The 12,497-nt window shown below is 44.5% G+C and carries 10 protein-coding genes and 1 pseudogene; 6 read left to right on the top strand and 5 right to left on the bottom strand.

What is annotated here, in order from left to right; all coding sequences use genetic code 11:
• Window positions 1–5 precede the first annotated feature (5 nt).
• Together Xentx_RS10880 and djlA are read right to left on the bottom strand one after the other, a co-directional pair.
• Window positions 6–1,046: pseudogene (locus tag Xentx_RS10880) on the bottom strand (IS481 family transposase).
• 375 nt (window positions 1,047–1,421) lie between these two features.
• Window positions 1,422–2,231 carry a co-chaperone DjlA gene (djlA, locus tag Xentx_RS10875; protein WP_074020261.1) on the bottom strand — a complete coding sequence of 270 codons (810 nt, stop codon included), beginning with the start codon at window positions 2,229–2,231 and terminating at the stop codon, window positions 1,422–1,424.
• 182 nt (window positions 2,232–2,413) lie between these two features.
• Here djlA and lptD point away from each other — a divergent pair, with 182 nt between their 5' ends.
• The 6 genes from lptD (at window position 2,414) to apaH (ending at window position 9,181) form a co-directional block, all read left to right on the top strand.
• Complete coding sequence (lptD, locus tag Xentx_RS10870) at window positions 2,414–4,780, top strand: LPS assembly protein LptD (protein WP_074020260.1); 2,367 nt, start codon at window positions 2,414–2,416, stop codon at window positions 4,778–4,780.
• Window positions 4,781–4,845: 65 nt separating this feature from the next.
• Window positions 4,846–6,147 (top strand): peptidylprolyl isomerase SurA, encoded by a 1,302-nt coding sequence (gene surA / locus Xentx_RS10865; protein ID WP_074020259.1) that lies wholly within the window; start codon window positions 4,846–4,848, stop codon window positions 6,145–6,147.
• A complete protein-coding gene (gene pdxA / locus Xentx_RS10860) occupies window positions 6,137–7,129 on the top strand; it encodes a 4-hydroxythreonine-4-phosphate dehydrogenase PdxA (protein WP_208607572.1) in 993 nt (330 codons plus the stop codon). The genes surA and pdxA overlap by 11 nt, the downstream gene beginning before the upstream one ends.
• Entirely contained in the window at window positions 7,122–7,937 is an 816-nt protein-coding gene (rsmA, locus tag Xentx_RS10855; protein ID WP_074020257.1) for a 16S rRNA (adenine(1518)-N(6)/adenine(1519)-N(6))-dimethyltransferase RsmA, read from the top strand. The genes pdxA and rsmA overlap by 8 nt, the downstream gene beginning before the upstream one ends.
• Window positions 7,938–7,973: 36 nt before the next feature.
• Window positions 7,974–8,351, top strand: coding sequence for a Co2+/Mg2+ efflux protein ApaG (apaG, locus tag Xentx_RS10850; RefSeq protein ID WP_074020256.1), 378 nt, complete (start codon window positions 7,974–7,976; stop codon window positions 8,349–8,351).
• A gap of 2 nt (window positions 8,352–8,353) precedes the next feature.
• The gene (gene apaH / locus Xentx_RS10845) at window positions 8,354–9,181 is read left to right on the top strand and encodes a bis(5'-nucleosyl)-tetraphosphatase (symmetrical) ApaH (protein ID WP_074020255.1); all 828 of its coding nucleotides are present in this window, start codon (window positions 8,354–8,356) and stop codon (window positions 9,179–9,181) included.
• A 66-nt stretch (window positions 9,182–9,247) separates the two neighbouring features.
• Here apaH and folA read toward each other — a convergent pair whose 3' ends face one another.
• The 3 genes from folA to Xentx_RS10830 all read right to left on the bottom strand — a co-directional run bounded on the left by folA (window position 9,248) and on the right by Xentx_RS10830 (window position 12,425).
• Entirely contained in the window at window positions 9,248–9,733 is a 486-nt protein-coding gene (gene folA, locus Xentx_RS10840; RefSeq protein ID WP_074020254.1) for a type 3 dihydrofolate reductase, read from the bottom strand.
• 245 nt (window positions 9,734–9,978) lie between these two features.
• Window positions 9,979–11,400, bottom strand: coding sequence for a cell division protein FtsP (gene ftsP / locus Xentx_RS10835; protein ID WP_074020253.1), 1,422 nt, complete (start codon window positions 11,398–11,400; stop codon window positions 9,979–9,981).
• Window positions 11,401–11,693: 293 nt separating this feature from the next.
• Window positions 11,694–12,425: a 1-acylglycerol-3-phosphate O-acyltransferase gene (locus Xentx_RS10830; RefSeq protein ID WP_074020252.1), complete on the bottom strand. Its 732-nt coding sequence runs from the start codon at window positions 12,423–12,425 to the stop codon at window positions 11,694–11,696.
• Between the last annotated feature and the right edge of the window lie 72 nt (window positions 12,426–12,497).

Genomic DNA, 12,497 nt, shown 5'->3' with positions numbered 1-12,497 from the left:
TCAGATTATATTTGGGTCAGATTTTTTTCTGCCCAAATAGATTTCCCATCCTGAAGGGTTTCTATTGGTGTCCGGCCGCAACACATTTTTCCTTGATGAGTGCGGTGATTGTTGTAATTGTCCATCCATTTGTCCAGATCTTTTTGTCACTCATCCAATGAGCCATACAATTTCTTTCTGAACGTCACTTGGTAAAATTCATTCAGGATGGTTTTGTGAAACCGTTCACAGATGCCATTGGTTTGCGGTGACATCGCCTTTGTCTTGGTATGGTCGATATCATTGACAGCCAGATACAGTTGGTAATCATGGTGCTCAACACGCCCGCAATATTCGGTGCCTCTGTCTGTCAGAATACGTAACATCGGCAATCTATGAGCGCTGAAGAACGGCAGCACACGGTCATTCAGTAAATCCGCCGCCGTAATGGGCGTTTTACTCGTATAGAGTTTCGCGAAAGCCACTTTACTGTAAGTATCGACGAAAGTTTGTTGGTACAAGCGTCCCACGCCTTTAAGATTACCGACATAAAAGGTATCTTGCGACCCTAAATAGCCAGGATGAGCGGTTTCAATTTCGCCACAAGCCTCGTCATCATGCTGCTTACGTTCAAGGGCGGCAACCTGCTCGTCAGTCAGGATAATGCCTTCGTCAGCCACTTTCTTTTCAAGGGCTGCCAGACGCTTTTTGAAGTTCTCAAGATGATGTCTGAGCCAGATAGAACGGACACCACTGGCAGACACAAAGATGCCTGATTTTCTGAGTTCATTACTTGTTCTGGCTTGCCCATAGGCCGGGAATTCGATGGCCGAGTTGATAACGGCGTGTTCAGTCTCCGCATCCACACGGTTCTTCAAATTAGGGGTTTTTCTGCTTTGGTTGATTAACGCATCAATCCCGCCTGTTTCAACGAGTTCCTGATAACGATAAAACGTATCTCTGGATACACCCATCACTTTACAGGCTCTTGAGACATTACTGAGTTCTTCAGCGAGATTAAGCAGACCCGCCTTGTGTTTGATGATTGGATTGCTAGTATAAAGCATGAGAGTTACCTCTTAGTCTTTGATTATGGATTCATCACCTTTAATCAAAGTCGGTAACTCTCTTCTTTTCAAACCGAAGTGTCAGATCTAGTCTGAACTAATACAAATAAGCTTTCAAAATAGTAGATCTCTCGAAGAGAACTCAGTCCAATTTTTGCGATCTGATTAATCGCCAAATCAAAAAATCCCAAAATGGACTGAGTGATGTAGCGGTCAAGAACTTCCGGACACTATTTTAGCCTTCTCCCATTGCTTTTCGTATTCAAGCCTCCATTAAAACTATGGGGGCGAATGTAATTATAATATCTGCCAGAAATATCCGTTCTATCTGGCTCAGACACCAGTCTGAAAACTTCAAAAAGCGCCTGACGAGTGCTATTTAATGCCCCGTTCTTTTTTAATCAAATCGTAAGCCAACTGGATGGACTGCGCCTTCTGTTTCGCCAGTTCCATCATTTCTGGTGGTAAACCTTTTGCCACCAGCTTATCGGGATGATGCTCACTCATCAGTTTTCGATAAGCCCGCTTAATAGTGGTCGCATCATCCTGTTTATTGACGCCCAATACTTTACAAGCATCTTCCAATGTTGCACGCGGCTGCTCATGACCTTGATAACGCCCATGCTGCTGGTGCTGTCCACCGAAATGGCGCCCACCTTCCATCATGGCAAGGAATTGTTCAAATTGAATACGGGAAATGCCTAACTCTTCGGCAATGACAAACAACACTTTTCTTTCATTAGGATGCAGTTCACCATCAGCAAATGCAGCTTGTAACTGAATTTCCAGAAACATACGGATCAGATCAGAACGACCGAAGCAAGCACGGCGTAGTTGTCGCAATGTTTCACGCAAAGGAAATTGCGGCTGTTTGCCTTCACGAAATGCCTGCTGCGCAGAAAGTCGTGCCTCTCCATGCAGTTGCATTCTGTTCATTAATTGGGTAGCGAGCTGAATATCTGTTTCTGTTACCCGACCTTTTGCTTTGGTTAAATGCCCCAATACTTGAAAAGTACCGCGGAAAAACAGCGCCTGTCGGGTTGGGCCTTTAGTCGTTCTCCCCAATTTTTGTATCCTGATTTTGTCAAAGATGTGACCAAGCACTAAGCCAATCACAATCCCCCAAAAACCAGCACCAGATGCAATCCCAAATATCAATCCGAATAATTTTCCCCAATACTGCATATAGTCTTCAATTCCCCAATGCCCTGAGCGCAATTTTGCATTATCATACTATCCATTAAGCTCTGTGCCTAACAACAAGATTAGCAAAGTTAAACTTTACTCTGGCTCATATCTCTCAACTACGTTAGTCTCTGAGCGTTTGCTGGCACGATGCCACTGATGACGGAACCGCATAAACATCTATGAATAAATGTTATCCTACCCTGCTGGCCACAATGGTATGGGCAGCACTTTATAGTCAGCAAGCTCATGCTGACCTTGCAGCACAATGTATGTTGGGTGTACCTGTCTACGATAAGCCGATTATCACAGGTGATCCTAATAAATTGCCAGTTTACATTCAGTCCGATGATACTCACGGTGAATATCCCAATTCAGTTGAGTTCATTGGCAATGTTAATATCCAACAGGGAAATAAAACCCTGATAGCCGATAAGGTTCGGCTCGAACAGACACAAGAACAGGGTAAAGAACCTGTACGCACTGTTACCGCAGTGGGTAATGTCAGCTATGATGATCCTCAGATCATTTTGAAGGGACCACGCGCCTGGGCGAATCTGAACAATAAAGATACCGACGTGGAACAAGGCAAGTACCAGATGGTTGGCCGTCAAGGACGTGGTAGCGCAGATAAGATGATGATGCGTGGTGAGAACCGCTATACTATCATGAATAATGGGATATTCACTTCCTGTCTGCCCGGTAATGATAGCTGGAGTGTTGTGGGTTCTGAGGTTATCCTTGACCGTGAAGAAGAAGTCGCTGAAATCTGGAATGCCCGTTTTCGCGTTGCTAATGTGCCGGTATTTTATACTCCGTATTTGCAATTACCCATTGGGGATAAACGCCGTTCTGGTTTCTTAATCCCTAATGCCAGTTTTTCCAATAAGGAAGGCTTCCAATTCCTGCTGCCATATTATTGGAATATTGCACCCAACTATGATGCCACAATTACACCGCATCTCATCACGAAGCGTGGTTTGAAGCTGGATAATGAATTCCGTTACTTAACCAAAGCGGGTGCAGGTACAGTTGCGCTGGATTGGATTGGTCAAGACCGTCTGTATAAAGAGGATAAAAGACTCAATATCAGACCTGAGCGGGATAGCAACAGCCGCTGGTTGTTCTACTGGAATCACAGTGGTGTCGTGAATCAAGTTTGGCGTTTCAGTGCTGATTATACCAAAGTCAGTGATCCGAACTATTTCAGTGATTTCAGCTCACAATACGGTTCCAGTACTGATGGCTACGCTGCACAGAAATTCAGTATTGGCTATGCCCAACAGAACTGGAATGCCACACTAACAACCAAACAGTTCCAAATCTTTACCTCTAGTGATAGCAGAAAAGCTTATCGGGCTGCCCCTCAGTTGGATCTCAATTACTATAAGAATGATCTGGGGCCATTTGATTTCCATACTTATGCCCAAGTCGCGAAATTTTCCAGTGTCGGCAATCAGTGGCCGGATGCAACACGCTGGCATTTGGAACCAGCCATTAACTTACCACTCTCTAATGGTTGGGCAAGCATCAATAATGAATTTAAATTGATGGCAACACACTATGAGCAAGATTTTTCGGAAGCGGCCAAAAAAAATTCTAATACGGCGTCATTGGAAAGATCAGTAAACCGTGTCCTGCCTGTATTTAAATCAGATGCGAAGATAGTGTTGGAACGCTCCATGTATTTTAATCAGGGCTACACTCAGACGCTGGAGCCACGTGTTCAATATCTCTATGTTCCTTATAAGAATCAAAATAACATCAATAACTTTGATTCTTCCCTACTACAATCGGACTATACTGGATTGTTCCGTGACCGATTCTACAGTGGCTTAGATCGCATCTCGTCTGCCAATCAGTTCACTGCCGGTGTGACTACCCGTATTTATGATGAAGATTTAGTTGAACGTTTTAGTCTGTCCGTAGGTCAAATCTACTACTTTGAACGCCCACGTACCGAAGATACTGAGTCTGTTTCAGGTAGCAAGGATATCATGGGAAACAAAAAAGGAACGGGAGCGACAACCTGGGCTGGAGATGTGCACTGGAAAATCAATGATTCCTGGGGCATCAAAGGCGGGCTGCAATATGATAATCGTCTGGACAGCTTAACTATGGGTAATGCCGTCATGGAATACCGTCGTGATGCTGACCGCATGTTGCAGTTAAGCTATCGTTTTGTTGACCGCGATTATATTCAAGCCACACTCAAAGGAGGCTCGCCCGCTTACCAGCAAGGAATTTCTCAAATTGGTATGGTGGCAAGCTGGCCATTATCAGATCGTTGGGCGTTTGTAGGAGCTTATTACTACGATACCAAAGAGAAACAACCAGCAAACCAGATGGTAGGTTTGCAATACAACACCTGCTGTTGGGCTGTAAGTGTGGGTTATGAACGCAAGATCACCGACTGGCGCTTCGACAGCAGTCAATATGACAATAAATGGTCATTCAATGTTGAACTTCGTGGCTTAAGTAACAATCATAGTTTGGGTAGTCAGAAAATGTTGCAGAAAGGTATTCTTCCATACCAACGTGCATTCTGATACCGATAAAACGCAATGTAAACAAAATAACCCCGCCAAGGCGGGATTGATATGATGGGAAATGTATGAAGAACTGGAGATCGCTGATTTTCGGATTGATGTTTTCAGTAAACTCTGTCGCAATGGCGGCTCCACAAGAGCTGAATAAGGTAGCTGCCGTTGTTAACAATGATGTCGTACTGGAAAGTGACGTCAACAGCCTTTTACAATCCGTTAAACTCAATGCAAAACATGCAGACCAGCAATTACCGGATGAGAAAACATTGCGTCACCAAATCCTTGAGCGCCTGATTATGGATGATATTGTTCTGCAAATGGCAAACCAGATGCAGATAACTATCCCTGATCAAGCCTTAGATTCTGCGATCACAAATATTGCGGCTCAAAACCACTTGAGCCTTGCCCAGTTGAAACAAAATCTGAGCACAGAGGGTATGAGCTTTGATGCTTACCGTAATCAGATCCGCAAGGAAATGATGATTGCAGAAGTACGTAACAATGAAGTACGCCGCCGCATCACTATCCTGCCACAGGAAGTTGATTCACTGGCTAACCAAATTAGCAACCAAAACAGTCAGGATTCTGAGGTAAATATCAGCCAGATCCTGATCCCTCTGCCGGAAAACCCAAACCAAGAGCAGGTAGAAAAAGCTGAAACCACGATCAAAAAAATCTTATCTGAACTCCAGAATGGCGTGGATTTCGGCAAATTAGCCCTCTCCTATTCCGGTGATGCTCAAGCCCTGAAAGGGGGAAATATGGGTTGGAGCAAACTGCAAGAATTGCCATCCCTGTTCGCTGCACAGCTCCAATCTGCTCATAAAGGACAGATTATTGGCCCAATTCGTTCTGGTGTTGGTTTTCACATTCTGAAAGTGAATGATATCCGTGGTGGTCAGATGTCTATTGCCGTCACCGAAGTGAATGCCCGCCATATTCTGCTGAAAACATCACCTATTATGAATGACGAGCAGGCACGCAACGAGCTGATGAAACTCAGAGAAGAGATCTTAAGTGGCAAAACCTCATTCGAAGAAGCAGCAAAAGAGCATTCTGAAGATCCAGGTTCAGCCATGCACGGTGGCGAACTAGGTTGGAATTTGCCGAGTGCTTACGATCCTGCTTTTCGTGATGCGCTGATGAAGCTGCAAAAAGGTGAGATCAGCCAGCCTGTGCACTCCTCTTTCGGCTGGCACTTAATTCAACTGCTGGATAGCCGTAAAGTTGACAGAACAGATGCCGCACAGAAAGATCGTGCCTATCGCTTGCTGTTCAACCGTAAATTCAATGAAGAGGCACAAAGCTGGGTACAAGAATTACGCGCCTCTGCTTATGTGAAAATTTTAGATGGTAACGATGCACAATAATAAACCCATCGTCATTACCCCCGGCGAACCTGCCGGGGTTGGCCCTGACTTAGTCATTGCCCTAGCTCAAAAAGAGTGGCCTATCCAACTGGTTATCTGTGCCGATCCAGAGCTAATGCTCTCCCGAGCTAAGCAACTGAATTTACCCCTGCAACTACAAACTTATTCTCCAGAACACATTTCTTCATCACAATCCGCCGGAACCCTGACCATCCTGCCCGTTTACCTTTATTCCCCGACGATTGCAGGGGAGTTAAACCGGAAAAATGGTACTTATGTGACGGAAACCTTAGCAAGAGCCTGTGATGGTTGCCTGAATGGGGAATTTTCAGCATTGGTGACTGGGCCGGTACATAAGGGTGTCATTAATGATGCAGGCGTGCCTTTTACCGGACATACTGAGTTTTTTGCTGATCACAGCCAATGCTCAAGGGTGGTCATGATGTTGGCAACAGAAGAGCTACGGGTAGCGCTGGCAACCACGCATCTGCCGATTCTGGATGTCCCCAAAGCAATTACGTTTGATTCTCTACGGGAAGTGATCACCATTCTCAATCATGATCTAAAAACCAAATTCGGTATTTCCCGTCCCCATATCTATGTGTGCGGCCTGAATCCTCATGCCGGTGAAGGGGGACATATGGGACATGAAGAAATAGATATCATCATTCCCGCCTTAGATAGCCTGAGAGCAGAAGGGATATGGCTGGAAGGTCCATTGCCTGCAGATACACTTTTCCAAGCCAAATATTTAGATCATGCTGATGCCGTACTTTCGATGTATCACGATCAAGGGCTACCCGTGTTAAAATACCAAGGTTTTGGCAGAGCCGTGAATATTACGTTAGGACTGCCATTTATCCGAACTTCTGTCGATCATGGCACAGCCCTGGAGCTGGCGGGGACAGGTCAAGCTGATGTGGGTAGTTTTATCACCGCATTGAATCTAGCAATTAAAATGATACAAAACAGTAATGAATAATAAAGTCCATCAAGGGCACCATGCCCGTAAACGTTTCGGGCAAAACTTTTTAACCGATCAGCTTATCATTGATAATATTGTCAATGCGATGAATCCACAGGTCGGCCAAACCATCGTGGAAATCGGCCCAGGCCTGGGGGCACTGACTGAGCCAGTTGGTGAACGCATGGATAAAATGACTGTCGTCGAGCTTGACCGTGATTTAGCGGCTCGTCTGCATATCCACCCTCAACTGAAAGATAAGCTGACAATCATTCAACAAGATGCAATGACAGTTGATTTTGGTCAGATTGCCAAAGAACATGGGCAATCCCTGCGTGTATTTGGTAACTTGCCTTATAACATCTCTACGCCGTTAATGTTCCACCTTTTCAGCTATACTGATGCTATCGCTGATATGAACTTTATGTTACAGAAAGAAGTCGTGAATCGTCTTGTCGCGGGGCCTGGCAGTAAAGCCTATGGACGCTTAAGTGTGATGGCACAATACTACTGTCAGGTAATCCCTGTTCTTGAAGTACCGCCAACGGCATTTACACCAGCACCGAAAGTGGATTCTGCTATTGTGCGTTTGATCCCACACAAGAGTATGCCTTATCCTGTTCAGGATATTCGCATGTTAGCCCGGATCACAACTCAGGCATTTAACCAACGGAGAAAAACGATCCGCAATAGCCTTGGGAATATTTTTTCTGTTGAACAGTTAACTGAATTGGGCGTTGAGCCAAGCACGCGGGCTGAAAACATCTCTGTCGAGCAATACTGTAAGATGGCGAATTGGTTATCATCTCAACCTGAAATTGCCTAAACAAATAAACAGACGTTGCAGCAACAGGAGGTACCTATGCTCAATGAACCAAGAATTCATATTCAAGTACAAAGTACTTACGTAGAAAGTCAATCACAGCCGGAACAACAACGTTTTGTGTTTGCTTATACCGTATCAATTCGCAATCTTGGGCATTCCCCGGTGCAACTTATTAGCCGTTACTGGCGCATTACCAACAGTGATGGTCACCTAACCGAAGTTCAGGGTGAAGGGGTTGTGGGAAAACAACCTTTGATCCCACCGGGAACAGAATATCGCTACAGCAGTGGCGCTATTTTGGAAACACCTCTGGGAACAATGGAAGGTCACTATAACATGATCGATCACGATGGTCGTCCATTCCGTGTCACCATTCCCGTGTTCCGGCTGGCTATTCCAACACTGATAAATTAATTATGGCTACATACCTTATTGGCGATATTCACGGTTGTTATCGTGAATTTCGCTCCTTATTAGAACAAGTCAATTTTAATCCCAGTGAAGACACTTTATGGTTAACAGGCGATCTGGTCGCTCGTGGCCCTGATTCATTGGCAGTACTTCGCTACATTAAGCAACTCGGCTCCGCAGTTAAACTGGTATTGGGCAATCACGATCTGCATCTGTTGGCAGTTTACGCTAAGATCAGCCGCAATAAACCGAAAGATTTGCTGGATGAATTACTCTCGGCATCTGATGTCGATGAATTAATAAATTGGTTGAGAAAACAGCCAATGCTGCAAATCGATGATGAACTGAAACTCGTCATGGCACATGCCGGGCTCACTCCACAATGGGATCTGGAAACAGCCAAAATATGTGCCCGTGAAGTAGAAGCCATTCTTCGCAGTGACAGCTACCCCTTGTTTCTCAATGAGATGTATGGGGATATGCCGAACAATTGGACGCCAGAGTTAAGCGGACTTGCCCGATTACGTTACAGTACCAATGCTTTAACCCGAATGCGTTATTGTTTCCCACATGGTCAATTGGATATGAGCTGCAAATCCAAACCAGAAAATGCTCCTGCTCCTCTAAAACCTTGGTTCGAATTACCACGCAGCATTCCTGAAAATTATTCTATCGCCTTTGGTCATTGGGCTGCATTGGAAGGTCAGGGCACACCCACCGGCATCTACGCCCTGGATACGGGGTGTTGTTGGGGAGGTAAATTGACTTTGCTTCGTTGGGAAGATAAGCAGTATTTCAGCCAGGATTCATTATTCACTAAATCAGAAGTCTGATAAATGATAAACCTGACTGTGACACCGGAGTGCCCCAAGGCACTCCGCACGTCAGATAAGATTAGCTCACTCTCGGCGTTCCAGAATTTCAAAACAATAGCTATGAGAATTGCTTTCATCTGCATCGTGATATTCGGTAAACGTTGAATCCCATTCATCAGGTTCATAATCAGGGAAATCCGTGTCACCAATCACTTCTGCGTCAATGTGAGTTAGATACATACGATTAGCCAGAGGAATAAACTGCTCATAAATTTTTCCTCCTCCCATCACCATAACTTCTTTAGCATCGCCAGCAGCTGATAAAGCAGCTTCGATAGAGTTAACCCAAGTCACCCGGTCATCACTTGCAGGTTGGTTGCTAATCACGATATTCAAGCGTCCTGGCAAAGGGCGGCCAATCGACTCATAAGTCACTCGCCCCATTACAACTGGCTTTGCGAGTGTATTGCGTTTAAACCAGGCTAAATCACCTGGTAAAGTCCACGGCATGGCATTTTCCATACCGATAACTCGATCCATAGCCATCGCAGCAATCAAGCTGATAATCATTAAATCACCTTACAGCCAAGTAGTATGAAAATTTGGGACACTATACGGAAAGGGTTACTCTCAGTCGATATGATTAACGATTTATTACAAACAAATAGTTAGTTTGCCCACTAATTGTTAAACAAACCGTTGTTAACAGCTCATTACTTAACAAGCAGGCACCAAAATAACAACTTTATTCAATTTTGCAGAACATCTATCTAAAGCAGAGCCAGAAACGAGTAAAGCCAGAGCAAATATTTCATTTAAAAACCAGCAGGATCAACAACTAACTGTCCGGCAACACCACTATCTGCCATCTCCAATATCTGGCTGTAATACATGAAAGGAAAATGTTCATAAGACGGTTGCATCATATTAACCAGTAATTCAGCACGGCTATCAATCCAAACAGTATCTTTCCAGCCATAATCCTGTGGCTCTGGACGGTTGCCATTCAGGCTGATGACTTTAAACCTTACCCCTTCAATATGGAAGGGCTGGGGCACTGACGTTGTGACGATCCAACGTTCCCATGCATCTTGTTGGCTTGTGATATCGATTCGCCGCTTATTCAGCAATGAGCCATTAATCCCTTGAGAATAATCTCCCAAATCAATCTGACGACTTTGAATGGAAGAGTTGATTTGTGGATTATCAACGATAAGCTGAGTCGGTAGTTGATCTGTCACCAGAGGGAGCAATCCACCGGCTTTCAGGGTTAATACTGTGGTTGACAGCAGTTTAGTTGAAGGCTCAAACAAGCCTTTCAAACGATCGATTACACCAGCGGATTCCCCCGCAGTAACGGTAATACTCTCCACTTTCGACATATCAATCAAAACTTCGCGACGCTCTCCTGGTGCAAGTGACAATAACTGTACCGCCACAGGAGCAGGCAGCAAACCTTGATCAGTAGCAATCATGTAGAAAGGACGACCATCACTGAGCTGCAATTGATATCGACGGGCATTAGATGCATTTAGGAAACGTAACCTGATCCAACCTCTAGGAACTTCCACAAAAGGATTCTCGACACCATTAACCACCAGGGTATCGCCAAGAAAGTCTTGATTGGCTGGCGGGTTATATTGCGGTACGCCAAAATTATCCAATCGCTTATCTTGCAAGATAACAGGAAAATCATCGACTCCATAATGTCTGGGCAAAGGCAGGCTACGGCTACTTTCATCTTCCACCAGCCACATACCTGCAAGGCCAGCATAGACATGCCGTGCCATACGATTTGGGGTATTGGCATGATACCAACAGGTCGTTGCAACTTGATCTATCGGGACAACCGGCGACCAGCTTTCCCCCGGTGCCATCAAACGAGCCGAGCCTCCCATCAAAGTTCCTGGCACTAATAATCCCCCAACTGTCATTGAAACCGGTTCAGACAGCCGATTGCTATAGATCAGTTTGACATCATCCCCTCGGTGAACCCGAATGGTTGGTCCTAAATAATGTCCGTTGATACCCCAAACTTGAGCTTTATTATGACCATTAAACGACCAGGTAGCTTTTTGTATGGCTAAAAACAGTGGTTGCCCTCTGCGGGATTCCAGTAAGGGAGGGAGCGGTAATTTTGTTTGTTGATTTTTGTTGGCCCGAACTACAAAAGGAAGCGCCCCTAAACACATTGCCAAACCAGAAGCCTGAATAAATTGGCGCCGACTCAGTGACATACTTTCTCCACAGAAGGTCTCCACAGAAGGAATAGTCTTTACGATAGAAATAATTCTCACAACAAAAATAGCCATCCCCTATAATTGTTTAATTCAAATAATGACTGGGATGGATACTCTGATAATGTGGCTATCAGGATTGATTATTCTATCGATTGCGTTTAATAAAAACGTTAATTTATTAAACGCAATCATATCGCGAATAGGAGAGAATTTCTAAAATTTATAGCGATAATCCGTCCAACATATGGGAGAACATATTTGATAATGCCAGCCAATTGACCATCATTTAGCTATCCACGTTTATTAAGTACCTCGACTTCTTTATCCAGTTCTTCAATTTTCGTTTTCATCATTTCTCGGCAATGTTCTGACAATTCACGAACCTGTTCTTTGGTATATTTCGTGGTGTCGATCGGAGGCAACATTTCAACAATAACGGTGCCATTATTCCAACGATTTAGTTTTATTTTATCGTGTGTTGTAGAAGCACAGACCGGCACGATAGGTACACCTGCTGCAATGGCAGCATGAAAGGCGCCTGTTTTAAAGGGCAGTAATCCACGGCCACGACTGCGCGTTCCTTCTGGAAACATCCAAATCGAAACCCGATTTTTTTTGATCTGTTTGACAACCTGTGAAATCGTGCCATGTGCTCTTGTTCGATTTTCCCTGTCGATCAAAATATTACCTGTCAGCCAATAAAGCTGGCCAAAGAAGGGAATAAAGACCAGACTTTTTTTGCCCACGGTGACTGCACGCGGCTGCACCGCATTCGACATCGTAACCATGTCGTAATTATTTTGGTGATTGCCGATATAAATGCTAGGCCCATATTCCCGTGCTTCCTCTGGAATACGTTCCAGCAGCTTGATGCCAAGCACTTTATGTAATTTGCCAAACGCACGCCCAAAAGTCATAACATGACGTGGGTTACGTGGACTGAATAAACAGTAAATACCGCCAAAAATAAAGATCAGTATCGTAAACAGAATAACAATAATGCCCCGAATGATTGCTAGCATAGCTGCCCCTTGCTGAAAGGCCAGTTATAAAACTGGCCTGAAATAATGATTGATACCTTTTTTCCTGCCAAT

The sequence above is a fragment of the Xenorhabdus thuongxuanensis genome (assembly GCF_001908095.1).
Taxonomy (GTDB): Bacteria; Pseudomonadota; Gammaproteobacteria; order Enterobacterales; family Enterobacteriaceae; genus Xenorhabdus; species Xenorhabdus thuongxuanensis.
Note: the sequence above shows the minus strand (reverse complement) of the source record. Positions and strands in the feature narration are given on the sequence as shown.

Excerpts from the sequence above, each read along its gene's own strand:
- ftsP (WP_074020253.1), bottom strand. The coding sequence starts at position 11,400 with ATGTCACTGAGTCGGCGCCAATTTATTCAGGCTTCTGGTTTGGCAATG.
- rsmA (WP_074020257.1), top strand. The coding sequence starts at position 7,122 with ATGAATAATAAAGTCCATCAAGGGCACCATGCCCGTAAACGTTTCGGG.
- apaH (WP_074020255.1), top strand. The coding sequence starts at position 8,354 with ATGGCTACATACCTTATTGGCGATATTCACGGTTGTTATCGTGAATTT.
- surA (WP_074020259.1), top strand. The coding sequence starts at position 4,846 with ATGAAGAACTGGAGATCGCTGATTTTCGGATTGATGTTTTCAGTAAAC.
- apaG (WP_074020256.1), top strand. The coding sequence starts at position 7,974 with ATGCTCAATGAACCAAGAATTCATATTCAAGTACAAAGTACTTACGTA.
- folA (WP_074020254.1), bottom strand. The coding sequence starts at position 9,733 with ATGATTATCAGCTTGATTGCTGCGATGGCTATGGATCGAGTTATCGGT.
- lptD (WP_074020260.1), top strand. The coding sequence starts at position 2,414 with ATGAATAAATGTTATCCTACCCTGCTGGCCACAATGGTATGGGCAGCA.
- djlA (WP_074020261.1), bottom strand. The coding sequence starts at position 2,231 with ATGCAGTATTGGGGAAAATTATTCGGATTGATATTTGGGATTGCATCT.
- pdxA (WP_208607572.1), top strand. The coding sequence starts at position 6,137 with ATGCACAATAATAAACCCATCGTCATTACCCCCGGCGAACCTGCCGGG.
- Xentx_RS10830 (WP_074020252.1), bottom strand. The coding sequence starts at position 12,425 with ATGCTAGCAATCATTCGGGGCATTATTGTTATTCTGTTTACGATACTG.